This is a genomic window from Streptomyces sp. NPDC031274, from assembly GCF_055570235.1.
In genome coordinates, this window is the sequence record NZ_JBVIHP010000001.1 from 484,900 (window position 1) to 511,071 (window position 26,172).

The 26,172-nt window shown below is 70.9% G+C and carries 23 protein-coding genes; 8 read left to right on the forward strand and 15 right to left on the reverse strand.

Going from position 1 to position 26,172, the window contains the following annotated elements; genetic code table 11:
* Positions 1 to 120: 120 nt before the first annotated feature.
* A complete protein-coding gene (locus tag ACZ5CR_RS02240) occupies positions 121 to 975 on the reverse strand; it encodes a sulfurtransferase (RefSeq protein WP_468852711.1) in 855 nt (284 codons plus the stop codon).
* Positions 976 to 1,335: 360 nt separating this feature from the next.
* Here ACZ5CR_RS02240 and ACZ5CR_RS02245 point away from each other — a divergent pair, with 360 nt between their 5' ends.
* The 5 genes from ACZ5CR_RS02245 (at position 1,336) to ACZ5CR_RS02265 (ending at position 7,097) form a co-directional block, all read left to right on the forward strand.
* Positions 1,336 to 2,148, forward strand: coding sequence for a VOC family protein (locus ACZ5CR_RS02245; protein WP_468852713.1), 813 nt, complete (start codon positions 1,336 to 1,338; stop codon positions 2,146 to 2,148).
* Positions 2,149 to 2,346: 198 nt separating this feature from the next.
* Positions 2,347 to 2,589 carry a hypothetical protein gene (locus ACZ5CR_RS02250; protein ID WP_468852715.1) on the forward strand — a complete coding sequence of 81 codons (243 nt, stop codon included), beginning with the start codon at positions 2,347 to 2,349 and terminating at the stop codon, positions 2,587 to 2,589.
* The gene (locus tag ACZ5CR_RS02255; RefSeq protein ID WP_468852718.1) at positions 2,586 to 4,910 is read left to right on the forward strand and encodes a TOMM precursor leader peptide-binding protein; all 2,325 of its coding nucleotides are present in this window, start codon (positions 2,586 to 2,588) and stop codon (positions 4,908 to 4,910) included. Before ACZ5CR_RS02250 ends, ACZ5CR_RS02255 begins: the two co-directional genes overlap by 4 nt.
* A gap of 363 nt (positions 4,911 to 5,273) precedes the next feature.
* Entirely contained in the window at positions 5,274 to 6,350 is a 1,077-nt protein-coding gene (locus ACZ5CR_RS02260) for a sensor histidine kinase (protein ID WP_468852720.1), read from the forward strand.
* A gap of 138 nt (positions 6,351 to 6,488) precedes the next feature.
* Positions 6,489 to 7,097: a response regulator transcription factor gene (locus tag ACZ5CR_RS02265; protein WP_468852722.1), complete on the forward strand. Its 609-nt coding sequence runs from the start codon at positions 6,489 to 6,491 to the stop codon at positions 7,095 to 7,097.
* Between the two features lie 50 nt (positions 7,098 to 7,147).
* On the opposite strand, the gene ACZ5CR_RS02270 is transcribed toward ACZ5CR_RS02265, so the two are convergent.
* A complete protein-coding gene (locus tag ACZ5CR_RS02270; protein WP_389912858.1) occupies positions 7,148 to 7,771 on the reverse strand; it encodes an NADH oxidase in 624 nt (207 codons plus the stop codon).
* A gap of 244 nt (positions 7,772 to 8,015) precedes the next feature.
* Here ACZ5CR_RS02270 and ACZ5CR_RS02275 point away from each other — a divergent pair, with 244 nt between their 5' ends.
* From ACZ5CR_RS02275 to fdxA, 3 genes are read left to right on the forward strand one after another with little or no spacing between them, the layout of a single operon-like run.
* Complete coding sequence (locus ACZ5CR_RS02275; protein ID WP_468852724.1) at positions 8,016 to 9,920, forward strand: 2-oxoacid:acceptor oxidoreductase subunit alpha; 1,905 nt, start codon at positions 8,016 to 8,018, stop codon at positions 9,918 to 9,920.
* Positions 9,910 to 10,983 (forward strand): 2-oxoacid:ferredoxin oxidoreductase subunit beta, encoded by a 1,074-nt coding sequence (locus tag ACZ5CR_RS02280; RefSeq protein ID WP_468852725.1) that lies wholly within the window; start codon positions 9,910 to 9,912, stop codon positions 10,981 to 10,983. Before ACZ5CR_RS02275 ends, ACZ5CR_RS02280 begins: the two co-directional genes overlap by 11 nt.
* On the forward strand, positions 10,980 to 11,303 hold the full coding sequence (gene fdxA, locus ACZ5CR_RS02285; protein WP_468852729.1) for a ferredoxin: 324 nt from the start codon (positions 10,980 to 10,982) through the stop codon (positions 11,301 to 11,303). The genes ACZ5CR_RS02280 and fdxA overlap by 4 nt, the downstream gene beginning before the upstream one ends.
* Positions 11,304 to 11,446: 143 nt before the next feature.
* Here fdxA and ACZ5CR_RS02290 read toward each other — a convergent pair whose 3' ends face one another.
* From ACZ5CR_RS02290 to ACZ5CR_RS02350, 13 genes are all read right to left on the reverse strand, one after another.
* Positions 11,447 to 12,436, reverse strand: coding sequence for an alpha/beta fold hydrolase (locus tag ACZ5CR_RS02290; RefSeq protein ID WP_468852731.1), 990 nt, complete (start codon positions 12,434 to 12,436; stop codon positions 11,447 to 11,449).
* Positions 12,433 to 12,621 carry a hypothetical protein gene (locus ACZ5CR_RS02295; protein WP_389912871.1) on the reverse strand — a complete coding sequence of 63 codons (189 nt, stop codon included), beginning with the start codon at positions 12,619 to 12,621 and terminating at the stop codon, positions 12,433 to 12,435. Before ACZ5CR_RS02295 ends, ACZ5CR_RS02290 begins: the two co-directional genes overlap by 4 nt.
* Complete coding sequence (locus ACZ5CR_RS02300) at positions 12,618 to 13,775, reverse strand: alpha/beta hydrolase (protein ID WP_468852733.1); 1,158 nt, start codon at positions 13,773 to 13,775, stop codon at positions 12,618 to 12,620. The genes ACZ5CR_RS02295 and ACZ5CR_RS02300 overlap by 4 nt, the downstream gene beginning before the upstream one ends.
* A gap of 14 nt (positions 13,776 to 13,789) precedes the next feature.
* Positions 13,790 to 14,065, reverse strand: coding sequence for a DUF4260 family protein (locus ACZ5CR_RS02305; RefSeq protein ID WP_468852735.1), 276 nt, complete (start codon positions 14,063 to 14,065; stop codon positions 13,790 to 13,792).
* A 297-nt stretch (positions 14,066 to 14,362) separates the two neighbouring features.
* Positions 14,363 to 15,190, reverse strand: coding sequence for a 4'-phosphopantetheinyl transferase family protein (locus tag ACZ5CR_RS02310; RefSeq protein WP_468852737.1), 828 nt, complete (start codon positions 15,188 to 15,190; stop codon positions 14,363 to 14,365).
* Positions 15,147 to 16,028, reverse strand: a complete 882-nt coding sequence (locus ACZ5CR_RS02315) for a 2-oxo acid dehydrogenase subunit E2 (protein ID WP_468852740.1) — start codon at positions 16,026 to 16,028, stop codon at positions 15,147 to 15,149. The genes ACZ5CR_RS02310 and ACZ5CR_RS02315 overlap by 44 nt, the downstream gene beginning before the upstream one ends.
* Positions 16,025 to 16,270, reverse strand: a complete 246-nt coding sequence (locus ACZ5CR_RS02320; protein WP_468852741.1) for a phosphopantetheine-binding protein — start codon at positions 16,268 to 16,270, stop codon at positions 16,025 to 16,027. The genes ACZ5CR_RS02315 and ACZ5CR_RS02320 overlap by 4 nt, the downstream gene beginning before the upstream one ends.
* Entirely contained in the window at positions 16,267 to 17,310 is a 1,044-nt protein-coding gene (locus ACZ5CR_RS02325) for a 3-oxoacyl-ACP synthase III family protein (protein WP_468852743.1), read from the reverse strand. Before ACZ5CR_RS02325 ends, ACZ5CR_RS02320 begins: the two co-directional genes overlap by 4 nt.
* Positions 17,307 to 20,348, reverse strand: coding sequence for a type I polyketide synthase (locus ACZ5CR_RS02330; RefSeq protein WP_468852744.1), 3,042 nt, complete (start codon positions 20,346 to 20,348; stop codon positions 17,307 to 17,309). The genes ACZ5CR_RS02325 and ACZ5CR_RS02330 overlap by 4 nt, the downstream gene beginning before the upstream one ends.
* Complete coding sequence (locus tag ACZ5CR_RS02335) at positions 20,348 to 20,629, reverse strand: acyl carrier protein (protein ID WP_468852747.1); 282 nt, start codon at positions 20,627 to 20,629, stop codon at positions 20,348 to 20,350. Before ACZ5CR_RS02335 ends, ACZ5CR_RS02330 begins: the two co-directional genes overlap by 1 nt.
* A gap of 36 nt (positions 20,630 to 20,665) precedes the next feature.
* Entirely contained in the window at positions 20,666 to 22,429 is a 1,764-nt protein-coding gene (locus ACZ5CR_RS02340) for an acyl-CoA dehydrogenase (protein ID WP_468852749.1), read from the reverse strand.
* A complete protein-coding gene (locus tag ACZ5CR_RS02345) occupies positions 22,423 to 24,258 on the reverse strand; it encodes an acyl-CoA dehydrogenase family protein (protein WP_468852750.1) in 1,836 nt (611 codons plus the stop codon). The genes ACZ5CR_RS02340 and ACZ5CR_RS02345 overlap by 7 nt, the downstream gene beginning before the upstream one ends.
* A gap of 1 nt (position 24,259) precedes the next feature.
* Positions 24,260 to 26,050: a fatty acyl-AMP ligase gene (locus ACZ5CR_RS02350; RefSeq protein ID WP_468852752.1), complete on the reverse strand. Its 1,791-nt coding sequence runs from the start codon at positions 26,048 to 26,050 to the stop codon at positions 24,260 to 24,262.
* Positions 26,051 to 26,172 lie beyond the last annotated feature (122 nt).

The following is a 26,172-nucleotide window of genomic DNA, read 5'->3' on the forward strand; positions in this document are numbered from 1 at the left end:
ACCCTCCTCGAAAAAAACAAAAAAAAACAAGAAACCCCCCCCCCCCCCCCCCCCCTCCCCCCCTCCCCCCCCCCCCCCCCCCCCCCCCCCCCCCCCCCCCGACGACGTATGAGCCGCCCGCTACTGCGGGTCCGGGCCCTTGGCCACCGGACGTGACTCGTCCGACGACCACTGGGACCACGAGCCGACGTACAGCGACGCCGGGATCCCCGCCACCGCGAGCGCGAGCACCTCATGGGCCCCGGACACACCGGAGCCGCAGTAGACGCCGACCTCGGCCGTGTCGGACGCGCCCAGGGAGTTGAAGCGGTCCGCGAGCTCGGCGGCCGGCCGGAAGGTGCCGTCCGCCGTGACGTTCTCCGTGGTCGGCGCGGAGACCGCGCCCGGGATGTGGCCGCCGACGCGGTCGATCGGCTCGACGTCACCGCGGTAGCGCTCGGCCGCGCGGGCGTCCAGGAGCAGCCCGGAGCGGGCGAGGGCCGCCGCGGCGTCCGCGTCGAGGAGGTCCTTGGTGTTCGTCTCGGGGACGAACGAGCCCTCGGCCGCCGGGCGCTCGTCCCCCGCCGCCAGCGGACCGCTCCACGCCGAGAGCCCGCCGTCGAGCACGCGCACCGAGGAATGCCCCGTCCAGCGCAGCAGCCACCAGGCGCGTGCGGCGGCCCAGCCCTGCCCGCCGTCGTACACGACCACGTCCCGGTCCGCGAAGACCCCGGCCGCCCGCATCACCGCTCCGAAGCGATCCACATCCGGCAGGGGATGCCGTCCGGCCGAGCCCGCCTCGCCCGCGAGATCGGCGTCCAGGTCGACGAAGACGGCGCCCGGGATGTGCCCCTTCTCGTACTCGGCCCGCCCGTCGAAGGCGGGGGCGCCCGCTGCCTTCGCGGTGCTCAGCTGCCAGCGGATGTCCAGGAGTACCGGCGGGTTGTCGCCCGCCAAGTCGCTCGCGAGTTCGGATGCGGAGATGATGGCATTCATGGGCCCATCCTTGCGTACGAGGTGGCCGCTTCTGCCAGGTCCGGCTAGCCTGCTCCGCCGGAGACCACCGAACCCATTGCGTACACGGCCGGGCACGCCGTGTACTTCTTGACGACACCACTTACTTCTTGAACGACACCACGTGCTTCTTGACGACATCACCGAGCAATCGCGCGTTAACGGATGAGAAACGGCAAACCGGGCATCCTCTGAGCGGAGCCGGGCAACGCGGCGCGGCCAGGGCGCGCGGTGCCGCAGGTGGTGCAAGCATCTGCACGGGCGGGCAAACGCGCGATATGGGTACGCGTGTTCGAAAGCGGAGCCGAGCGGCCACCATGACAGGCCGAGGAGAGAGTAACGATGACGGAGGTACGGGGGTCGACGGGCCGGCGTGACGGCTCGGAGGCCATCGGTCGCGCGCCCGGCACACCCACCTGGGTGAGCCTGATGGCGCATGGCCTGGCCACGACCCAGGAGTTCTACGGAGCGTTGTTCGGCTGGGAGTTCCGGCCTGGCCCGGAGCAGCTCGGGCCCTACGTACGGGCGCTGCTCGACGGTCACGAGGTCGCCGGGATCGGCCAGCTGCCTCCCGACCACCATCTGCCGATCGCCTGGACGCCGTACCTGGCGTCGGAGGACGTGAACGCGACCGCCGATGCCGTGCGGCACTGCTGCGGCACGATCGGCGTCGGCCCGCTGGACGCGGGTACGGCCGGGCGCCTCGCCATCGCGGTGGACCCCGCTGGCGCGGTCTTCGGCATCTGGCAGGCGGCGGAGCACCTGGGCGGCGAACTGGTCGGGCACGCCGGAGCGCCCGCCTGGAACGAACTGGTGACGGCGGAGACTGCGGACGTCGTCAAGTTCTACGAAGCGGTCTTCGGGTACACCGAAGAGGCGGTCGTCCCGTCCGAGTCCGAGTCCGACTACGTGACGTTCCAGGTCGACGGCCGGCCGGTGGCCGCGGTGCGCGGCGTGGGTCAGGACCTGCCGCGGGACCGGGGTCCGCACTGGATGACGTACTTCGAAGTCGCCGACGTGGACGCTTCGGTGGAGCGGGTCACGGAACTCGGCGGGCACGTCATCGAGGCCGCTCGGGCGGGCATCCATGGGCGGGTGGCCACGGTCGCCGACCCGGAGGGCGCGGTCTTCGCGCTCGTACGATCGGGTTCCTGACACTCGTACGGCCGGAGTCCCGACACTCGTACGGTCGGGTGCCTGACAAGGGATATTTAGCGCCACGTGTTGGCCAGAATCTCACTGTGAGAACTTCACCCCTCAACCGTGAGAGGGCCACTGTTTCCGGCCTCTGTCGCACACGAGTATGACGTGCCACAGAGCAAGTCCGGATCGGCACGAAAGGGCAATACGTTCATGACCCTTGTCATGCAGCACCGTTTCGAGCCCGTACAGCAGCACGCCGCCCCGAGCACCAGGCCGCAGCGCCCGCGCCTGGTGATCGAGAACCTGAGCGACGCGTTGGGGCCGGGCGTCGCCCTGGCCTCCATCTGCACCATCGCCGAACCGCCCGCTCCGAAGACCCCCGCTCCCGAGGCGCCCGGGACCGAGCCGGCCGAGAACCGTCACCCCGAAGTGCGCGGGTGGCTCACGGCATGAATCTCACCGGGGGGTGGAAGGCCCGTCCGTCGCTGGGGAGCGACCGGACGGGCGTCGGATTCAAGCTTCATCTGCGCCCGGTCGTCGTACCGGGAGAAGCCACGTATCTGGTGTCGCGGCTCGGTGTGACCGCTCTGCGCGGCGAACACGCCGAGCTTCTGGTGCCGTTGCTCGACGGCACCCGCGATCTGGCAGGCGTCCTGCGCGACGCCGCACCGGGACTCGACTCCGAGTCCGTCATACGGTCGCTCGACGACCTCACGACGGCCGGGCTGCTACGCCTCCACCCGCTTGCCGTGCCGTCCGCTCCGGCGGATGGCACGGCAAGCGCGGCGGCCGAGGCCTACTGGGATCTGGCCGGACTCGACGGCGGGGCGGCGGCCGCCCGGCTGCGGAGCGCGTCGCTCCGCCTTGAAGTGCTCGACGACATCGATCCAGAAGCGGTCCGCACGGCCTGCCGGGCCTCCGGACTCGCCCTCGCCCCTGAGGGCGCCGCCGCCGACCTCACTCTGGTCCTGTGCGACGACTACCTCGCCCCGCGCCTGCGCGACCTGGACACCGCGCACCGCGCCCAGGGCACACCGTGGCTGATCGCCCGGGCCTGTGGCGCGGAGCCCTGGGTCGGCCCGGTCTTCCGGCCGGACGGCGGGCCCTGCTGGACCTGCCTGGGGTCCCGGCTCTCCGGGCACCGGCGCGCCGAGGGCCCGGTGCGGCGCGCGCTCGGCATCGACGGGCCGCCGACCAGGCCCGCCGCCTCGCTCACCGCGGGCCGCGCCATCGCCCTGAACCTGGCTGTCCTGGAGGCCGCGAAGTGGCTCGCCGGGGTCCGGGACGACTCCCAGGGGCAGCTCCACTCCTGGGACACCCTGCGGATGCGGGGCCGCAGCCACCGGGTGGACCGGCGTACGCAGTGCCCCGTCTGCGGCGACCCCGGCACCGTGGCCGCGTGGGTCGAACGGCCCTTCGTCCCCGCCTCGCGCCCCAAGGCCCCATCGGCGGCGGGCGGCGGGCACCGCGCGCTGACCCCCGAGCAGATGCTGGCCAGGCACAGCCACCTCATCGACCCGGTGACCGGCATCATCAAAGAGATCAGCCGCGCGCCACGCACCCCGGAGGGGCTCAACTCCTGCATATCCGGGCCCAACCTGGCCATGAGCGCACACACGCTCGGCGGGCTGCGGGCCGGGCTGCGCGCGCTGAGCGGCGGAAAAGGGCTCACCGAGACGGAAGCGCGGGTCAGCGCCCTGTGCGAGGCCGTGGAGCGCTACAGCGGAACCCGGCACGGCGATGAGCCTGTGGTGCGCGACACCTACCGCGGCCTCGGCTCCGAAGCCGTGCACCCGAACGCCTGCCAGCTCTACGACGAGCGGCAGTTCCGCGACCGGGAGCGCTGGAACGCACGGTTCTCCAGCTTCCAGTACGTGCCGCGGCCCTTCGACGAGGACCAGCCGACGGAGTGGACACCCGTGTGGTCCCTGACCTCGGGCACCCGCCGCCTGCTGCCCACCTCGATGCTCTACTTCACCCATGGCGAGCCGACTTCGGACGGTCTGTACGCCGACTCCAACGGCAACGCGGCGGGCAGCAGCCGCGAAGACGCCCTGATCCAGGGCTTCTTGGAGCTGGTCGAGCGGGACGCGGTGGCCCTGTGGTGGTACAACCGCACCCGGCAACCGGCGGTCGACATCGACGCGTTCGCCGAGCCGTACGCCGATCGGATCCGCACGGCCTGCGCCGGCCTGCGTCGCGAGCTCTGGGTGCTCGACCTCACGTCGGACCTCGGCATCCCGGTCTTCGCCGCCCTGTCCCGGCGCACCGACAAGCCCGCCGAGGACGTGATCTTCGGGTTCGGGGCGCACTTCGACCCTCGGGTGGCGATGCGCCGGGCCCTGTCGGAGCTCGGCCAGCTGCTGCCCACCGTGTGCGACGCACGGGCGGACGGCACCGGCTACGCGCTCACGGATCCCGAGCCGCTCGGCTGGTGGCGCCGGGCCACGATCGCCAACCAGCCCTATCTGCGGCCCGATCGCCGACTGCCCGCGCGCGCGGCGGAGCACTGGAGTTACGTCCACCGCGCCGATCTCCTCGACGACGTGACAGCGATCACCGCACTGGTGCGGGAGCGAGGGATGGAGCTCCTCGTGCTCGACCAGAGCAGGCCGGACCTTGAAGTTCCGGTCGTGAAGGTAGTGGTACCGGGCATGCGTCATTTCTGGGCACGGTTCGCTCCCGGACGGCTCTTCGACGTACCCGTGGCCCTGGGCCGACTCGACTCACCGACCTCGTACAAAGAGTTGAATCCCGTTCCGCTCTTCGTCTGACCAGGCACTTCCACCGGAACTCCGGTCAGCGAACTCCGCCTTGAAAAGCGACTTTTGAGTACTCATGCGAACTCTTACGCGGTTGTCATGGCCTTCACATATCATCCGCAGACAGACGCGCACAGTTGCGAGAAGAGGTCGCGAACGGTGGTCAACCAGGATCGGTTCGACATCGCTGACAGAAGCAACGGTGAGCGCGACAGGGGCAGTGGGGAACCCGGGACCGCGACCGGGTCACCACTGCCGGAGCAACGGACACCACTACTGGAGAGACGGACACCACTGCCGGAGAGACGGTCGCCGCTGCCGGAGAAATACAGCCGGGATCTGCCGGCCCCCCGGGTGGCCCACGTCATCCTGGTGATGGCACTGCTCAGCTACACCGTCGTCACCATGCTCAACATCCTGGGCGCGGACATGCCGGGCCCTCAGGAGGGCGTCGCCCTGGTGTCGCTCGCCGCCATTCTCGCCCTGCAGCTCAGACACTCGGCGCCCGGTGCCAACCGGGCGCCCCTGTGGCAGCGCTGCCTCACCCTGACCGTGCAGGCGCTCCTCACCTACCTGCCCTTCTTCATCTTCAGCGCCGAGTGGGGCGCCATGGCGGGGTTCCTCGCCGGGTCGCTGCTGCTCCTGCTGCCCGCTCGCATCGCCTGGAGTCTCTACGCGGTGGTCGGGGCGAGCCTCTCGCTGCCCGCCGCCCTGGAAGGCCGGTCGGTGCTCGTCGTCGTGTACCTCTGCCAGTCGACGCTGCTGACCGGCCTGGTCACGTACGGGCTCTCCCGGCTGAGCGAGCTGGTCAAGGAGGTGCACACGGCCCGCGACGAGCTGACCCACATGGCCGTGACCGAGGAACGGCTGCGCTTCGCACGGGACTTGCACGACCTGCTCGGTTTCAGTCTCTCCGCCATCACGCTGAAGAGCGAGCTCATCCACCGGCTCATTCCGCAGCATCCGCAGCGCGCCAGAGAAGAAGTCCAGGACGTCCTGTCCGTGGCGCGCGACGCGCTGGCCGATGTGCGCCGAGTGGCCCGAGGGTTTCAGGACATGTCCCTTGAACAAGAGATCAGTTCGGCCCGCTCGGTGCTGAACGCGGCCGACATCGGGACGAAAGTACAGGTCTCGCTCGGCAGCGTCAGTACGCAGACGTCCTCGGTCCTCGCGGCGGTGCTCAGGGAAGCGGTGACGAATGTACTGAGGCACAGCAAGGCGGACAACTGCAGCATCGAAGCCGTTCAACTGGACGGCAATGTCGAGCTGTTGGTCGCCAACGACGGGGCCGACCCGGATCATCACGAGCACTCTCCGCACGGCGGCAGCGGCCTGATGAACCTGGAGGTGCGGGTGCGGGCGATCGGTGGAGAGGTGAAGGCCGGGCGGGTCGACGGCAGCCGGTTCCGCCTGCTGGTCGTGGTCCCGGCCGAGCAGGATCAGCAGGAATAGCCCGACAGGACACGACAGGACAGACAGCCCGACAGGACACCTTTCCCGGCCGTTGAACGCTCAGGGCTCCACCGCATAGTCGGATCTGACCGCCCAGTTGATAGAATCCGGCCGGAATTCGCTTATTACGGGGGGGCCGTGATTCGGATACTGCTGGCTGAGGACATGCACATGGTCCGCGGCGCGCTGGTCGCGCTGCTCAATCTCGAAGCCGATCTCGACGTGGTCGCCGAAGTCGAGCGGGGGGACCAGATCGTCGCCATGGCCCTTGAGGCCAAGCCCGACGTGGCGATCATCGACATCGACCTGCCGGGCCTCGACGGCCTGACGGCCGCGACCCATCTGCGGGAGCGGATGCCCGAGTGCCGCACGCTCATCCTCACCAGCCTCGGCCGACCGGGCACGCTGCGCCGGGCGCTCGCCGCGCATGTGTCCGGCTATCTCCTCAAGGACGCCCCGCCCAAGGAGTTGGCGGAGGCGGTGCGGCGGGTCGCCGCGGGCCAGCGTGCCGTCGACGCACAGCTGGCGCTGGCCGCCTGGGGCGGCGCCGAGAACCCGCTGACGGAGCGGGAGAACGAGGTGCTCAAGCTGGCCTCGCAGGGGGCGGAGGCGCCCGAGATCGCCACCCGGATGCACCTGACGACCGGCACGGTCCGCAACTACCTGACGACGGTCGTCTCCAAGCTCAACGCCCGCAACCGCGTCGACGCGATCCGCATCGCCCGCGATTCCGGCTGGCTGTACTGAGTGCCGCGGGTCTGAGCGTTGCCGGACGGAGTGTCCCGGTCCAGGAATGTCTAGGAATCCGCTCCGGAGGCCGGTGGGTGCACCGGCTTCGCCATGCCCGCCGCCACCAGGTAGCGCAGGATGCCGTCCGTCACCTCGGGGTGCAGCGGCAGGGCCTCGGTGGCGGCGTCCGGGGTGACGGGCCAAGCGAGCATGCCGACCACCCAGACCGCTTCCGGGCGGTGCAGCACCACCCGGTGCAGTGAGGCGGCAGACTCGAGCGCGACCCCCGCGGCGTCCAGCGTCACCCTGACGTCCCGGGGCAGCCGGATCTCGTCCTCGGCCTCGAGCTCGTCGGGTGAGAACGTCGCGAGCCGGGACTCGGGTGACACCGAGAGGAGCGGCCCCTTCAGGTCGTCGAGTCCCAGGGTGCGCACCGTCAGGTGGGAGAGCCGACTCAGCGTGGGCAGGAGCAGCAGGTAGACGCTGCCCTCCGGGTTCGCCTTGGCGTTGGCGGGCAGAACAGGGCCCAGCTCCATGCGGCGCAGCGCCTCGCGGACGATCGGGTCGGGGTCGATGAGCTCCTCCGTGCCGAACCGGCCCGTGAGCACCACCGCGTCACCGGTGGTCTCCACGACGACATCCTCGCTCAGCGACCACAGGTGCAGCGGCTGCCTACCGACAGGATTCGGCACGGCGAGCCCCCTTCCAATGGGTGGTCGGCCACCGAGTATCCGGCAGCCGGACATCGCGGAGACAGCCACGGTTTCATGGCTCGCACATGAAGATCTCATAGGTGATCGGCACGTTCCGGTCTCCCCCGGATTTTCCCCGTCCGCTTGCCGCTTTGCCCGGTCACAAGGACCTCTCCCTACCGTTCGCGACAGTCAGCTCACTGCGTCCACGTCTGATCCACGTCTACGGGAAGGGGGACGGCCGGTGGCCGTTCATACAGTGGAGAGCAACGAGTCCCCACGCTCCGGGAGCAAGGACGTCCGCCGTCTGGACCGGGTGATCATCCGTTTCGCGGGTGACTCGGGTGACGGTATGCAGCTCGCCGGCGACCGGTTCACCTCGGAGACGGCGTCCTTCGGGAACGACCTGTCGACGCTGCCGAACTTCCCCGCCGAAATCCGTGCCCCCGCGGGGACGTTGCTCGGAGTCTCCAGCTTCCAGCTGCACTTCGCCGATCACGACATCCTCACGCCGGGCGACGCGCCGAACGTGCTTGTCGCGATGAACCCGGCCGCCCTGAAGGCGAACATCGCCGATGTGCCGCGCGGCGCGGAGATCATCGTCAACACCGACGAGTTCACCTCGCGAGCGCTGCAGAAGGTCGGCTACGCCTCAAACCCCCTGGAGGGCAACACACTTGACGCCTACCAGGTGCATCCCGTTCCACTGACGACACTCACGGTCGAGGCACTGAAGTCCCACGGTCTTTCGCGCAAGGACGCGGACCGGTGCAAGAACATGTTCGCGCTTGGGTTGCTGTCGTGGATGTATCACCGGCCGACCGAGGGGACGGAGAAGTTCCTGCGGTCGAAGTTCGCCAAGAAGCCGGACATCGCGGAGGCGAACATCGCGGCGTTCAGGGCGGGTTGGAACTTCGGTGAGACGACGGAGGACTTCGCGGTCTCCTACGAGGTCGCCCCGGCCACCGAGGCGTTCCCGGCCGGGACCTACCGCAACATCTCCGGGAATCTCGCACTGTCCTACGGGCTGATCGCGGCCGGCCGGCAGACGGGGCTGCCTCTGTTCCTGGGTGCGTATCCGATCACTCCGGCCTCCGACATCCTGCACGAGCTGTCCAGGCACAAGAACTTCGGGGTGCGGACCTTCCAGGCCGAGGACGAGATCGCCGCGATCGGTGCGGCTCTCGGCGCCGCGTTCGGCGGTTCGTTGGCCGTCACGTCCAACTCAGGGCCCGGGGTGGCTTTGAAGTCGGAGACGATCGGGCTCGCGGTGTCGCTCGAACTGCCGCTGCTGATCGTGGACGTCCAGCGGGGCGGGCCGAGCACGGGGTTGCCGACCAAGACCGAGCAGGCGGATCTTTTGCAGGCGATGTACGGGCGCAACGGCGAGGCGCCGGTACCGATCGTGGCGCCCCGAACCCCGGCCGACTGCTTCGACGCCGCGATCGAGGCGGCCCGCATCGCGGTCACCTACCGCACCCCCGTCTTCCTCTTGAGCGACGGCTATCTGGCCAACGGCTCCGAGCCCTGGCGCGTACCTCAGGTCGACGCACTGCCCGAAATGCTGGTGCAGTTCCCGCAAGGGCCCAACCACGTCCTGGACGACGGGAGTGAGGTGTTCTGGCCCTACAAGCGTGATCCGCGGACCCTGGCCCGCCCCTGGGCGATCCCCGGCACGCCCGGCCTGGAACACCGTATCGGCGGGATCGAGAAGCAGGACGGCACGGGCAACATCTCCTACGACCCGGCCAACCACGACTTCATGGTCCGCACCCGCCAGGCCAAGATCGACAATATCGACGTCCCGGATCTGGAGGTCGACGACCCGGGCGGCGACGCCACGCTGCTCGTCCTGGGCTGGGGCTCGACGTACGGCCCCATCACCGCGGCGGTACGCCGACTGCGCCGCCAGGGACAGCCCATCGCCCAGGCCCACCTGCGCCACCTCAACCCCTTCCCGGCAAATCTGGGCGAGGCACTGCGTTCGTACGACCGCGTGGTGATTCCCGAGATGAACCTCGGGCAGCTCGCCCTGCTCCTGCGCGGGACCTACCTGGTCGATGTGGTCTCCCACACGCAGGTCAACGGGATGCCGTTCAAGGCCGAGCAGCTCGCCGCCGTACTCCAGGAGGCCCTCCATGCCCACTGAGGCACTCACCCTCATCCCCAAGTCCGAAGTACCCCTGTCGGCCAAGGACTTCAAGTCCGACCAGGAGGTGCGCTGGTGCCCCGGCTGCGGCGACTACGCCGTCCTGGCCGCCGTACAGGGCTTCATGCCCGAACTCGGCCTGGCCAAGGAGAACATCGTCTTCGTCTCCGGCATCGGCTGCAGCTCCCGCTTCCCCTACTACATGAACACCTACGGGATGCACTCCATCCACGGCCGCGCCCCCGCCATCGCCACCGGACTCGCCTCCTCCAGGCGGGACCTGTCCGTCTGGGTCGTCACCGGCGACGGCGACGCCCTGTCCATCGGCGGCAACCACCTCATCCACGCCCTGCGCCGCAACGTCAACCTCAAAATCCTCCTCTTCAACAACCGCATCTACGGCCTCACCAAAGGCCAGTACTCCCCCACCTCCGAAGTCGGCAAAATCACCAAATCGACGCCGATGGGCTCCCTCGACGCCCCCTTCAACCCCGTCTCCCTGGCCATCGGCGCGGAAGCGAGCTTCGTGGCGCGGACCGTGGACTCCGACCGCAAACACCTCACCAGCGTCCTGCGCGAGGCCGCCGAACACCCCGGCACCGCCCTGGTGGAGATCTACCAGAACTGCAACATCTTCAACGACGGCGCCTTCGAAGTCCTCAAGGACAAACAACAGGCCGAAGAAGCCGTCATCCGCCTGGAACACGGCCGGCCCATCCGCTTCGGAGCACCCCTGGAGAACGGCTCCGGCTCCAAGGGCGTCGTACGCGACCCGGCCACCGGCGACCTCAAAGTCGTCCCCGTCACCGCCGAGACCGAGTCCCAGATCCTGATCCACGACGCGCACTCGACCTCCCCCACCCTGGCCTTCGCGCTCTCCCGCCTGGCGGACCCCGACACCCTGCACCACACCCCCATCGGCGTCTTCCGCAGCGTCGAACGCCCGGTCTACGACACCCTCATGTCCGACCAACTCGACACCGCCATCGAACACAACGGCAAGGGCGACCTCGCCACACTCCTCGCCGGCAACGACACCTGGACCGTGGAGCGATCCTCATGACCTATGTCATCGCCCAGCCCTGCGTCGATCTCAAGGACAAGGCCTGCGTCGACGAATGCCCCGTCGACTGCATCTACGAGGGCCCCCGCAAGATGTACATCAACCCCGATGAATGCGTCGACTGCGGTGCCTGCGAACCTGTATGCCCGGTCGAGGCCATCTTCTACGAGGACTCGATGCCGTCTGAGTGGGCCGGATACGCCACCGCCGACCAGGAAATCTTCGTCTCGGGCGAGGTGAGCGGCGGAGCAGGCGCCGCGGGGCCGCTGCCCGCCGACCACCCCGTCGTCTCGGCGGAGCCCGTCAAGGCGCCCAACTGACGCGCTGACCGCACCCCTTGCACGGTACGACGCGAGCGGCCCTTCACCCCGATGGATCACGGGGGAAGGGCCGCTCGGCGTGGAGCAGTGGAGCAGTGGGGCTGTGGGGCAGTGGGGCTGTAGGGCAGCCGGAGGGGGTGCGGTCAGGCGGAGCGCGGGAAGGTGCCCGGGGTCTGCTGCCGCGTACCGCGCACCGAGGGGTGGCGGCTGCGCAGCATCCGTCGCCACTGCTCGGCGCTGTACTGAGCCGGTTCCGTGGTGGCGATGAAGTCCCGCAGGACGTTCTCGAAGCGCTGCGGGTCCGTACGGAACGGGAAGTGGCCTGCCTCCTCGAAGATCTCAAGGCGGCTGCCGGGCATGGCCACGTGGCCGAGTCCGGCGTGCGTGGCGGGCACCACCTGGTCGCGGCCTCCCCACACCAGCATCGTGGGCATTCCCCCGGCCAGATAGCAGCGGTCGAGCATCGTGCCGACCTGGCCGCGCCAGTCGACGACGGCCCGCAGCGTCCTGATGAAGGCGCTGCGCGAGGTGCCGTCGGGCAGCGCGTCCACCACGCGCAGCAGGTCGGGGGCGTCCACCCCGAGGCCCGTGTCGAGGAGCCTCAACGCCTTGACCGCGATGCCGAGTTGGGTGCGCATGGTCGGGAGGCCCAGGGCCATCAGGAGCAGTTCGGCGCCGGGCAGCGTCGCCGCGCGCAGCAGCGGCGTCACCTGGCGGCTGATCCCGCCGGTGCCGACGAGCACCAGCCGCTCGCACCGCTCGGGGAACTGGTAGGCGAACTGCATGGCGACCGCGCCGCCGAGCGAGTGCCCCACCAGGGTGACCCGTTCGATGCCGAGCACGCCGAGCAGGTCCCGCATCCCGTTGGCGTACGCGGCCAGGGAGTAGTCGGCACGGGGCTTGTCGGAGGCGCCGTGGCCGAGCAGGTCGGGGGCCAGGACCCGGTAGTTCCGCGCGAGTCCCGGCATGATGTCGCGCCAGGTGTCGGAGGAGTCGCCGATGCCGTGGATCAGCAGGATCGCCCGGCCCTTGCCGGCCATCCGGAAGGCCCGCCGGTGGCCGTGCACAGTGCGATACCGCATCCGGATGGCCGAGCTGTTGCCGCGCTGCTCGGAGCCGCTGTGCGAGGTCATGGTGTGCTGCCTCCCTCGGGGGCGCGGTGACGCCGCTCGCCCGGTCGTTCGCCGGGCGGCCGGAACGCCGCGGCGGGCCGGTGGTGGACGGTGGTCAGATCGCTTTCGGTCACCCCGAGCGAGGCGAGGCTCTGCCAGGGCCGGACCGTTCGGGACGTACGCGAGGGCTTCGACGAGTCCGTCATGACGGGACCCCTCCTCGGGTGGGCCGATCGGATCGGGGGGACTCGGTGGGTCGGGGGGACCCGGTGGATCGAGAGGACCCGGTGGACCGGGAGGAACCGACGGACCGGCCGGGCCGGATGGTGGCGCGGACGCGCTGGGCGAGGCGTCGGCGCAGGAGTGAGGAGAACAGCCAGCGCCGCATCGCGCCCAGATGTGCGGGAGAGCCGTGCACGTCGTCGAAGACCTTGAAACGGGCGTCCTCGGCGAACCGGCCCAGGAGCGCCTGTTCCCCGGCGGGGATGATCTCGTCCCGGCTGCTCGCCACGTACCGGACGGGGACCCGCACGGCGTGCAGCTCCTGCGGGGTGAGGGCGAACCGCGGCAGGAGTGCGCGGAGTTCGGCGGTGGTGGCGACGCCGGTGAGGCGGCGCAGGGTGTCCGCGGTGATGCCGGGCACCCGCGGCCACCACTCCGGGTCGGAGAAGAACTCGGACACGGGGGCGCCCACGGTGAGGACCTGGCGCACCCGGCGATCCCGTGCGGCCGCCCGCAGTGCGAGATGGCCGCTGAAGCTGAGCGCGAGCATCGAGGTGTCGTCCACCGCCGCACGGCCGGAGAGCCGGTCCATCAGGAACGTCAGCATCCGCCACGAGTCGGGGGCGTACGGAAGGGTGTTCTCGCCGACGCCGGGCAGCTCGGTGACGACGGTCGCGAAGCCCAGCTTGCGCAGCACCGGCAGGAACGGCGCCCACTGCTCCTTCACGCTGACGATGCCGCCCATCACCACCAGGAGCGGTCGCGGGCGTGGCGCGTCGAGCCCGGAAGCCCAGCAGCTGAACGTGCCGTCCGGGTGCTTGAACTCAAGGCGTTCGATGCCCTGTTGGCCCTTGCGCCAGCGGTCGAAGGTGTCCACGCACAGCCGCTGGGCGAGGACCCTGTCGTCGTCCGCGTGGTACGGGAAGCGGGCGAGGGCGTAGTGCCTGCAGGCGTCCAGGAGGTCGCCGCGGCCCGCCGCTGCCGTGCCCTCCGCCGTCCACACGGCGGCCCAGGACGCCGGGTCGCCCGCCGTGTCGTTGTCGATCCGTGCCAGCACCCCGGTGGCGTGGTCGGGCGCCATGCCCTGGCCGCGGGCGTGCAGGCTGGCGAATTCCTTGAGCTCTTGAAGATGGTCCATGACTCCCCGTTCCGTCAGTGGATGGCACCGTCAGGGCGCCGGAAGCCGAAGCCGAAGGCACGGTCCACCGCGATGTGTGTGGTCCAGCCGAGCCCCGCGAGCAGCAGCGCCCTGTTCGCCGTGAGAACACCCGCCGCGACGGCGGCGCCCGCCAGGCGCGGGTCGTGCAGGGTGTTGTAGAAGCGGACCGAGTCGGGCGAGAGGTGGCCGGGTCCCGCCGGCGGCGTCGCGCCCCGGTGGAAGAGGGCGACGTCAGGGGCGACGAGCGCGGTCCAGAAGGTCCATCCCACCGCCCCGCCGAGCGCGAGCCCGGTGCCGAACGCGGCGGCTCCGGTGACCGCGCTGAGCGCCCGCCCGGTGGTGGTGCGCCAGGTCCAGCGGTCCAGCGGTCCGCCGGGACGGGGGGCGGTTGAGCCGGGGCACCGGCGGTCGGCGCGTGCGCCGCCGTCGTCTGGGGGTGGGGTTCCCTCACCCGGAGATCGGCCTTCATGGAGCGTCTCCTCTCGCGGTCACCTGCGCGGCTTGTCGGGTCTGCCGCCAGTGTTCCCGCGGGTGCTTGGGGCCCGCTTGTACGCGGCCGGGCCCCGTCACCACCAGTCGCCGGCCGCGTCCTCCTTCGTCTCGTCCTCGCCGAGCACCTCGGTGAGCGCGTCCATGATTCCCGCGTCGAGGGCGGTGCCTGCCGCCGTGTCGTCCGTGGGGCCGAACCCCGCGTCGCCGACGGCCACGCTGACGGTGTACATGCCGTCGATCTCGTACGTACGGAACGTCCACTCGCCGTCCGAGCCGGGGCTGCCGTCGGGGCGCAGCACATCGGTGGACGTGCCGTCGGTCCGGAAGCCGAAGTTGGTGAAGCGGAACTGCATGCCGAGGCCGATCGCCTTGCTGTACGCCTCCTTCAGTGTCCAGAGGCGGACAAGCGCCGGGTCGCGTTTCTCCGGCTCCATCGCCTCGATCTCCGCGGCCTCGTGCGGGGTGCACATGTGCCGGTCGAGCCCCGGCCCGTACAGCTTGCGGTCGGCGCTCTCCGCGTCGACGCCGATGACGCCGCCGGTGGCCAGGCCCACGAGGAGCAGATCGTCGGTGTGACTGAGGCTGATGTGCACGCCGTCGTAGCCGCGCAGATAGGGCCGTCCGGTGTGCGTGTAGCCCAACTCGACCGCCTGCGGCGGGACATTGAGCGCCGCCGCGGCCGCGAACTTGAGCAGCACCCGGGACGAGGCGAACCTGGTCCGCACGTCCGGGTGCGTCAGCTCCAGGAAGCGCGCCCAGTCCCGGCCGAGCAGGGCCCGCAGGCGCGGCCCCCTCGCCTCCTCAGGTCGCCAGTCGCCCAGGCGGGCGTAGAGGATCGTGCAGGCGTGCCGGTCCAGGTCAGCGCGGACTCTGCTCCAGTCCCCGCCGGGTCCCGTGATCACGATCGGCTCCCCGATGGTCCGGTGGGCTGGTCTGCCCGCTGGAGCCGTCATCAAAGGCCTCCATGGTGTGGTGGAGATCGGTCAGCAGATCGGCTGCCGTCCCGCCGTCGATCACCCGGTGGTCGAAGGTCAGGCCGAGCCGGAGCACGGGGGCGGCGGCCACGGAACCGTCCGCGCGGATCACGGGCCGCTGCGCCACCCGCCCCGCGCACAGGGTGACGGCGGTGCCGCCCGCCGAGTGGAAGCCGTCCACCGAGCCGTGCCCGAGTGAGCTCACCGAGACGGTGCCGAAGACGGCGGGCCGCTTCCCCGGGTCGCGCAGTGCCGCCCGGAACGCGGTGCGGGCCAGGGGCAGCGGGAGGCGTCCGAGCATCCGGACGCCCTTGAACTCGGGCAGTTCGGCGGCGTCCTGCCCCCGGTAGCGGTCGACCTGCTGCTGTATCTCACGCAGCCCGGCCCGCTCCAGGTTCGGTACCAGGGCGGACAGGACGGTCCGCTCGCCCTCCACCTTCCGGTCGAGGGCGAGTTTCGCGGTCACCCCCTCGAACCGGACGATGCGGGGCGCGCGCAGCATCCCCGGCCAGCCCGGTGCCATCACCGCGTTGGCCTCGGGGTGCCGCTCCAGGGCGCGGCCCGCCGCGAACAGCAGATACGTCACGTACGAGTAGCGCAGGCCGCGGGCCCGGGCTTCGGCCCTGTGCTCCTGGATCCGCGTCATGTCGATGTCGGTGTCCAGGTGCACCGGGCGCTGGCCGGCCGCCCACTCCAGGAAGAACAGGGTGTGCCGACGGCGCCGCTCCACGACGGTGCGCGCCCCGAGCGCCGTGGCCTTGCTCATGCCGGCACCGCCAGGTCGTAGATCTCCTTCAGGCTGCGGGCCTCGAGGATCTTGCCGACGGGGACGCCGTGTCCGGTGGCCACTTCCAGGGCGGTCACCAGTTTGAGCAGGTAGAGGGAGTCCCATTCGGGGAGTTCGTCGAAGTCCGCCGTCACCTGCTCCGGCTCCAGGGGCATGCCGATCTCGTCGCGGACGAGTCGGGTGAACGCGTCGAGGGTGAAGGTGCTCGCAGGGCTGGTCATATCTTCTCCAGGGCGAATCCGGCCTTGATCCATTTGCTTGACTCGACGGCGACCGCCAGGGCCTTCTCGCCCGGGGACATCTCGCCGAGGAGCTTCTCCATCTGCAGGAAGGGCAGGGCGTTGCCGTTGTTGCCGGTGTCGGCGACGCAGGACACCTCGCGCGCGGTCGGCAGACCGAGCTCTTCGGTGATACGGCGCGTCATACGGCCCGACAGCTGGGGCGGCAGCAGGTAGTCCAGGTCATCCGCCTCCCAGTCGAGTTCACCGAGGAGTTCCCAGAGGATCTCCACGGCCATCACGGGCACGCCCTCCTCGATGGCCTTGTAGTCCTCGGTGAGCGCCTGCCGGTCGTCGTGGCGGTCGGCGAGCCCGAACCACTCGATCACCTGCCCGGCCTTGCGGCCGAGGCCCGTGAACCGGTTGAGGACATGGCGCACCGCGATCCGCTGCCCGGCGGGCTCAGAGGTGAGCACGGCGGCGCCGGCCCCGTCCCCGAACAGCACGAAGTTGACCAGGTCGCTGGGGGCCGCGTCGGAGAAGTCGCGCCGCACGTCGAGGTGTTTGCTGCACACGTCGCCACCGATGACCAGACCGGTGCGGTACTGCCCCGAGGCGATCATGGTCTGGGCCAGACTGAGCGCCTGCACGGCGCCCGCGCAGCCCGACTGCAGCTGGAAGGTGGGCACTTGGTCGAGGCCGAGCTGGTCGGCGACGTCGTTGACCGTGGCCGGCATCAGGGTGTCGGGCGTCGCGGTGCCGAGCACGATGAAATCGATGTCGGAGGCGTCGACGCCGTCCGCGTACAGGGCCTTCTCGGCGGCGCGGGCGCACAGGTCGGCGAGGGACCAGCGGACCTCGCCGGTGGCCAGGTCGCGGGCGAAGTGCCGGGTCTTGGTGCCGATGAAGACCTCGATCCACTCCTCGTTGACGCCGAGCATCTTGGCAAGCGACGCGTTGTCCACCGGGTCGCCGGGCAGGGCGGTGCCGATGGACGCGATATAGGCGGTCGGGGTGGCCTCGGTCTGCGGTTCCTGGCTCATGCCGTCCTCTCTTCGTGGCCGGGTGCGGCGGCGTCGATCTCGTGGAGGAAGCTGACGAGGTCGCCGATGGTGGCGAGCCGCGGCAGCAGATCCTGGACGCTCACCGAGTCGAGCCCGGTGAGCCGTTCATCCAGCCGGGTCTTGAGCTCCATGACCATCACGGAGTCGAAACCGAGGTCTTCGTAGAGCCGCAGTTCCGGGGTGAGTTCGTCGGAGCTGTATCCGCCGACCTGCCCGACGGCCTCCAGGGCGGCAAGCGCCACCGGGCCATCGGCCTTGCCGCGGCTGACATTGAGTACGGCGACGGCGCCGGACTGGGGCTCCTGGGTCCCCCGGCCACGCTCCGGCTCGGTGACCTCCGGGGCCGGCGCGACGGATCGGGGTGCGGCGCCGCGCGAGGGGACCCGCGCCGCCCAGTAGCGGTGCTGATCGGAGAAGGCGTACGACGCCAGCTGCTGCGGTACGCGGTCCCGCTCCTCGTACACGGCGTCCCAGTCCGGGTCGAGGCCGCCGCGGTAGAGCGCGGCCAGGGCGTCGGCCAGGTCCTGACCGCCCGAGTCCTCGGCGGGCACCGGCGTGACGTGGGTGGGCTCCGAGCCGGGCCGCGCACCGCCGAGGGCGCGGACCATCCGGGACAGGACGGGACGCGGTCCAGTCTCCACCAGGTGGCTCGCCCCGTCGGCGAGCAGGGCGGCCGCCGCGTCGGCGAACAGCACCGGGGCGCCGATGTGTTCCGTCCAGTACGCCGCGTCCATCGCCTCCCCGTCGAGGACGCGACCGCGCACCGTCGAGTACACCGGAATCTCGGGCACCCCGCCGCCGACCTCGTCGGCCAGCGCCGCGAAGCGTTCGACGACCGGCTCCATGAGCGGCGAGTGGAAGGCGTGCGAGACCTGGAGCCTGCGGGTGCGCACGCCGTCCGCGGTCAGTTCGGCCTCGATGCGTTCCAGGGCGGCAAGATCGCCGGAGAGGACGGTGGCCTGCGGGCCGTTGACCGCGGCGATGCCCACCGACGGCTCCGCGGCCACCCGCTCCTCGACCGATTCGCGCGCGGCCCGCACCGACAACATGCCGCCGCCATCGGGGAGTTCCTGCATCAGCGCGCCCCGCGCCGCGATCAGCCGCGCCGCGCCGTCCAACGGCAGAGCCCGGGCGAGGACGGCCGCCGCGTACTCGCCGACGCTGTGCCCGAGGAGCATGTCGGGCCGCACGCCCAGCGCGTCGAGGGTGCGCCCGATGGCGTACTCGACGGCGAACAGGGCGGGCTGGGTCCACCGGGTCCGGTGGACGGCGTCGATGTCATCGGATCTGCCGAGGAGCAGATCGCGTACGGAGCTGCCCGTGTGCGGCAGGAGCGCGGCGTCGGCCTCGTCGAGGAAGGACCGGTACAGGGCCGAGTCCCGGTAGAGGCCCGCCGTCATCGCCGGGTACTGGGAGCCCTGCCCGGTGTACAGGAACGCCGTCTTCGGGCGGCCCGCGGGCGCCGCGGTGAGGCGGGCGAGCAGGTCGTCGTCCGCGGCGGCCTCCCGCAGCCGGGTCACCAGCTGCGGCGTGTCCACGGCGGAGACGGCGAACCGGTAGCGGTGGCCGCCCTTGACGTGGTTGCTGGTCCAGCCGAGCGCCCCCACCGGCACCCGCCGTGCCGCGGCGGCGTCCGCCTGGGCGAGCAGGTTGCGCCGCAGCGAGTTCACGCCCGGCGCGGTGAGGGTGAACACGGCGGCGGCGAGCCCGCCGGGTGCGCCCGACGGCTGCGCCGGCCTGCCCGCGGCGGCGGGCGCGCTCTCCAGGACGGCGTGTGCGTTCGTGCCGCCCATACCGAAGCTGCTGAGTCCGGCGACGACGCCCGTCGCGGGCAGCCGGAGCGGGGCCTTCAGGAGCCGGAGCCCGCGCTCGCGCAGCTTCAGGCCGGGGTTCTCCTTGGCGGCGAACCTGCTCGCGGGCACGACCCGGTGGTGCAGGGCGAGGGCGACCTTGATGAGACCCGCGATGCCCGCGGCACCCTCGGTGTGCCCCAGGTTGCCCTTCACCGAGCCGAGCGCCATCGGCTTGCCCTCGCGCCCGGCGTGATGGTGGCCCAGGGCCTTGATCTCCATCATGTCGCCGAGTGTCGTGCCGGTGCCGTGCCCTTCCGTGAAGGTGACGTCGGACGCCTCCACCCCGGCCCTGCGGTAGGCCGCGGCGAGCACGTCCTGCTGCGCCCAGCGGTTGGGCGCCGTGATGCCGTTGGAGCGCCCGTCCTGATTGACGGCGGTGCCCCGGATCACCGCGTACACGCGCTGTCCGTCGGCGACCGCGTCCTTGAGCCTGCGCAGCACGACGACGCCGACGCCCTCACCGCGACCGATGCCGTCGGCGTCCGCGCTGAACGGCTTGCAGCGGCCGTCCGGCGCCGAAAGGCCCGCCTGCGTGTAGAAGATCGAGAGGGCCGGGGTGAGCGCGACGTTGACACCCCCCGCGAGCGCGACGTCGCTCTCCTCGGACAACAAGGAGTTGACCGCCAGGTGCACGGCCACGAGCGACGACGAGCAGGCGGTGTCGACGGCGAGCGAGGGTCCCTTGAGGTCCAGGTGGTAGGAGACCCGGTTGGCGGTCATGCAGTAGCCGTTGCCGGAGCCGATCTGCGCGGTGACGTTGTCGTAGTCGGTCAGGTGGAGCTGCGCCCACTCGTTGCCCATGATGCCGACGAAGACGCCGGTGGCCGATCCGGCGAGGCGGTGCGGGGCGACCCCCGCGTCCTCGACGGCACGCCAGGCGCACTGCAGGAGCAGCCGCTGCTGCGGGTCCATGGCTGCCGCCTCGCGCGGCGAGATGGTGAAGAACTCGTTGTCGAACGCGTCGGGGTCGCTGACGAAGCCGCCCTCGGTGGTGTTCGTGTGCCCCGGTGTACCGGCGGCCGAGTGGAACTCCTTGGCCTCCCACCGCAGCCGGGGCACCTCCCCCACACCGTCTCCCGAGCGCAACAGCAGGTCCCAGTAGGCGCGGGTGTCCGGCGCCCCCGGGAACCTGCAATCGATGCCGACGATGGCGATGGGTTCCATCAGCTGGAGCCGCCTTCCACGGCCGCGAACTCCGCGAGGAGGTGGTCGGCGAGCGCGTGCACCGTCGGGTAGTCCCAGGCGGCGGTGGGTTCGAGGACGAAGTCGAAGTCCTCCTCGATGTCGCCGCACAGGCCGAAGGCGGCCACCGAGTCGAGGCCGTACTCGGCGAGCGGCACGGCCGCGTCGATCTCGGACGGCTGTCGCTTGAGGTACAGGGCGATGCGCTCGGTCAACCAGCTGGTGAGCGACTCACGGGTGTGTCCGGCGAGGGAAGTGGGCATGGTGCACTCCTTGGTTCGGCGATGAGTTGCTCGGGGTCAGCCGGCCAGCGGCGTGTTGTAGAGGTCGAAGCTCCTGCGCTGGTGGAACCGGTGCAGTACTTCCTCGTGCAGCCGGGCGTCGACGGCCGGCGGCAGGTCCGGGGGCTGCTGGCCGAGACGGCGCGCCAGGCGGTGCAGCACGGCGGCGAGCCAGGACGGGTCGGCCAGGAACATGTCGTCGCCGGAGCGGGCCTGCTGCCAGACGCCGATCGCGGAAGCGGCGGCGAGGAGCACCGCGTACCGGTCGGCGAGGGCGAAGGTGGCGGGGCTCGCCAGGGCGGTGCGGTTCTCCGGGGCGAGCGCGAGGCTCGCCTCCTGCAACTGGCGCAGCTCGTCCATCATCTTCAGGGCGGTCCCGTGGACCGCCCGCTCCTCGGGCGTGGAACTGGGCAGTTCCTCCACGGCGGCGACGAGGGTGGCGCTCAGCGCGTCGCGGCCGCTGGCGAGCTTGAGCTTCTCGAAGGGAATCTCCGGCAGGTCCTCGCGCAGCCGGAACAGCGACGCCGGCGCCGGTTCCCCCACGAACCAGGACCGCCGGGCGAGGCGGGCCAGCTGGGGGATGATCGTGGCCTGGCAGGCGGCGGAACCCGCGTGGCCGAGGCTGAGGACCGGCAGGTCCCTGATGTGCTTCTGGAAGATGCCGAACTCGCCCTCGCGGACGTAGAAGCGGGCCCCGAGGACGATCGACAGGTCGTGCATCGTCTCGGTGAGGATCTTCGGCACCAGGTACTTGGTGGCGGCCGCGTAGACGCTGGTCTCGTCGGGCAGCAGATGCACCGCGCGGGTCGCGGCCAGCGAGAGGCTGTCGCAGGCGAGCAGGTCGAGGAAGGCCCCGGACAGGGTCGCCTTGGCGTGCGGGATGTTCATCACGGACTTGCGGTACAGCTCACGGCCGAGCGCGAACGAGACGACGGTGCGCAGGCTGGTGTCGGCCGCGCCGAGCGCCATGCCGGGCACCGCGCTGCGGGTGATCTGGAAGGCGCGCAGGGCGAGTTCGACGCCCTTGCCCCTCTCGCCGACGAGCGCGTCCGCGGGCACCGGGGTGTCGTCGAAGTGCAGCCCCGACAGGTGGCAGCCGCGTACGCCGACCGCGTCGTACCGCGGCAGTACCCGGTAGCTCTCGGCGTCGAGGCCCGCCCGCTCGGCGAACACGACCGAGTGGCTGCGGCTGCCGGGGGCCGGGCTCGTGCGGCTGAAGAGGACCCAGGCCGCGGCCCGGTCGGCGTTGTTGATGACCTGCTTCTCACCGGCGAGCAGATAGCCTCCGCCCGGCCCTTCCTTGGCCTCGAACTCGTTGCGTACGAAGTCGTTGCCGTGCGCCAGTTCGTGGTACGCGACCGAGACCTTGCCCCCGTCGAGCATGAGCCGGGCGAGGCGTTCGCGCTGCTCGGCGGAGCCGGCCGTCCACACGTTGACGCCCGCCATGAACGAGGTCACGCCGTAACCGAGGCCCAGGGTGACGTCGCGGCGGAACACCTGGCGCATCACCCGTACCAGGGTGTCGATCCGCTCCAGGCGGCCGCCGTGCTCCCGCGGCACGAAGTCGGCGTTGAGCACCGCCTCGTCGAGGACGCGCTCACCGGCCGCGGAGATCTCGCCGGCCTCGTCGGCCTCCAGGAGCCGGGCGTACGAGACGGGGTTCGTCTCGTCGTTCGGGTCGCCGAGACGTTTCTCCAACTCGGCGACGCGGGCGACGACCCTGGTCTCCTGGTCGGTGGCGGGGGCTCCGGGTGCCCCCTGGGGCAGGGAACCGGTCAGCATGACGTCCTCTCGTTCTCGCCGTGGGTGGCAGCGGCGTTCGCAGCGGTGTTCTCGGGGGTGGGCGAGGCCGGTTCACGCTGCTCGATGAGCGAGAACAGGCGGCCCTGGGCGCGCGCGGACCGCAGCTCGGCGAGCAGCGCCTCGTAGGTCTCCGGCTCCGAGTCGTCGGCCGTGCCCGGGGAGTCGCACTCGCCGAGGCGGGTGAGGACCCGGTCGAGCGCGGCCCGCAGCCACAGCGCGTCCCGCCACAGCGCGGCGCCGGCGCCCTCGGTGAGCCGGTCCACGTTCTCGGTCCACAGGCCGAGGACGGCCGCGCCCGCGTAGCACAGGGTGTAGCGGCGGGCGGTCTCGAAGGCGGCCGGGGGGACGTCGGTGACGACGCCCTGGTGGGTCTCCATCTCGGCGTGCACCGTGTCGGTGACGGCGAGCAGCCGCCTGGCCGCCGCGACGGCCGGCCACAGCTGGGGACGGGACTGCGCCCGCCTGGTCAGCTCGGCGAGGTTGCCGGCCAGACCCGCGATGATCCCGCTTCCGCGCCGTGCGACCACGCAGAGGCGTCCCGGGTCGAGCGGAGGCAGCGGCACGCTCAGGTCCTGGGCGGCCGCGGCTCCCGCCGTGTCGCCGGTGCCGCGGCGGTGACCGCGTACCAGCGAACGGAACTGGTTCACCACGGAGTTGAGGTTCACCAGCGTGTTGCCGTCGAACAGGCCCACGATGCGGTGGTCCCGGTCGAGCTTCTGGAACCGGCCGTGCGCGTACACGTCCTTGAGGAAGGCGCGGGCGCCCAGCAGCCGGGTCAGTTCGGTGAGCACGCCCTCGGTGCCGGAGGGCAGCAGGTACTTGGTGACCGCGGCCGTCAGGCTCATCTCCGCGGTCTGGGTGTGCACGGCGCGCGAGGCCACCAGGGCGAGCGCCTCGTGCAGCAGTACGTCGGCCGCGGCGGTGCCCAGGGTCCTGCGGGCCTTCGGCAGCTCGATGAGCCGCCGCCCGTAGAGCTCGCGCTCCTCGGCGAAGTCCAGGGCGATGCGCAGCCCGTGGTCGCCCGCGCCGAGCGAGAGGGCGGCGCACATGGTGCGGGTGAGCTGCAGCGCCTTGATGACCGTCTCGACGCCGCCGCCCTCCGCGCCGACCAGGGCCCGGCGCGGCACCCGGGCGCCGTCGAAGGCGATGCCCGAGATGTCGGCGCCGCGGATGCCGTGGGTGTCCACCTTGGGCAGATGCCGGTAGGTGGCCTCGGCCAGCTCCCGCTTGTCGACGAGCAGGACGCTGAAGCCGCGCGGGCCGCCCGCCGGGTCGGTGCGGGTGAGCAGTGACAGGAGCGAGCCGCGCGTGGCGTTGTTGATGAGCCACTTCTCGCCGCTCACCAGCCAGCCGTCGCCGTCGCCCGGCGTTTCGGCCGGGCGGCCGCTCACCTCGCACGCGAGCAGGTCGCTGCCGTGCGCCCGCTCGGTGAGACCGAGCGAGACCGGCACCCCGGCCCGGATGTCGGCGCCGAGCCGCTCGGCCTGCTCGGCACTGCCCGCCACCCAGACGCAGACGCCGCCCAGGTAGGTCTTGCCGTGGCCGATCGCGGTCGTCAGGTCGCGCCTCGCGACGGCCCGCAGGAGCTGGAGCAACTGCTCGTAGTCGTCGAGCTGTCCGCCGTGCTGGACCGGCACGTAGTAGTCGGAGAGGCCCCACTCCTGAAGGAGACGGCAGATGTCCGCGGGAAACTCCTCCTTCTCGTCGAGCTCGGTGCAGCGCTCGTACGAGAAGGTGGTGCGCGGGTCGTTCGGGTCCCCGAGGAAGGCGTCGAACTCCTCGGCCAGCCGGTACGGCGGATGCTCCATGTCAGGCTCCCGGAACCAGCGGGCGGTCGATGGCGTCGGCGACGAGCTCACGGACCGCGGGCTCGAGAACCTCGTACAGCGGGGTGATCTGCCCCTTGAGGAACAGCTGCTTCATCAGGGTGCGCTGGATCTTGCCGCTGGTGGTCTTGCGGATCGTGCCGGGGCGCACCAAGAGCACGTTGCCCGCGGGGATGTTGAACTCCCGTCCGATGAAGCCCTGGACGCTGGTGGCCAGGGTGCGCAGGTCGGTGGCGACCTTGCTGGTGCGCACCTCCTGCACGATGATCAGGTGCTCGCGGTCGGTCTCCACGGCGAAGACCGAGCCCGCGCCGATGCCGAGGGCCTTGTCGGTGCCCTGCACCGCCCGCTCGATGTCCTGCGGGTAGAGGTTGCGGCCCGCGAAGATGACCAGTTCCTTGAGTCGGCCCGTCACGTAGAGCTGGCCGTCCTCGATCACGCCCAGGTCGCCGGTGCGCAGCCAACCCCCGGCGTCCGTACCGCCGTTGCCGTTGGATATGGCCGCGTCGAAGATCTCCTTGTTGGTCAGCGGGCGCTTCCAGTAGCCCTCCGCGACGCTCTCGCCACGCACCCAGATCTCACCGACGGACCCCTCGTCGCGCTCCTTGAAGGTCTCCGCGTCGACGATGCGTACGTCGAAGTCGTCGGGGTTGATGACGCCGCTGCTGACCAGGGTGCGGCTGGGCGTGTCCTCGCGCGGGTCGGCGAGCTCGCCGGACTCCAGGGCCTCGGAGTCGACGCCGAGGACGACGGGCCGATTGGCCTGCGGGGTGCCGGAGACGAGGAGCGTCGTCTCGGCCATGCCGTAGCAGGGGAAGAACGTCTCGGGCCTGAAGCCCGCGGGGGCGAAGCGCTCGGTGAAGGCCCGTATCGTCTCGGCCCTGACGGGCTCGGCCCCGTTGCAGGCCACCCGCCAGCTGGACAGGTCGAGGGTGGCGAGCTGCTCGTCGGTGACGCGGCGCAGGCACAGGTCGTAGGCGAAGTTGGGTCCGCCGCCGATGGTGACCTTGTGGTCGCCGATCATCTGAAGCCAGCGGTGCGGCCGCTTCAGGAACGACACGGGCGACATCAGGGCGGCCGATGCGCCCAGGAACAGGGGTTGCAGGATGTGCCCGATCAGGCCCATGTCGTGGTAGAAGGGCAGCCAACCGCCGTAGCGGGTCTCGGAGTCGCCGCCGGCCGAGTTCCTGATGGCCTGCTCGTTGGCGAGCAGGTTGCGGTGCGAGACCATGACGCCCTTGGGGTCGCTGGTCGAGCCCGAGGTGTACTGGAGGAACGCGAGGTCCTCCGGGGTCAGGGACGGCGCGGTCCAGGCCGCCGCGTCACCGTGGTCGGGGGCGTCGGTGGCCAGGCACCGCACGTCGGTCATGTTCTCGGCCGCCAGCCAGGCCGTGATGTCGGGGGCGTTGACCGAGTCGGTGAGGACCGCGCGCGCCTCCGCGTCGCGCAGGATCCCCGAGACCCGGGTGAAGTGGTTGCCCTGCTCGGTGGGGAGCGGCGCGGGCACCGCGACGGCCCCCGCGTACAGGCAGCCGATGAAGCCCTTGACGAATTCGAGGCCCGAGGGGAACAGCAGAAGCACCTGGTGCCCCGAGGCCCCGTTCTGCTGCAGCCAGGCCCCTATCTTCCGGGCTTCCAGGTCGAGTTGGCGATACGTCAGATGCTGGGGGGCCGAACCCTTGGCGTCGTCCGGCAGAAAGATGAAGGCGTCCTTGGAGCCGAGCGCGTCGGTGCGCGCCAGGACCAGTTCCGTAAAGGTTCGGAAGGCTGTCAACGTCGTTCCCTGACCTTTCGACGATCCGACGGCACAGCGCCGGGCGTTGGTCTTTTCGGACAGTTCGATGCTGCGGCGAACGGCTTGGGTGCCGCTTGTGCGGGGGCTCGGCGCGCTTGTAC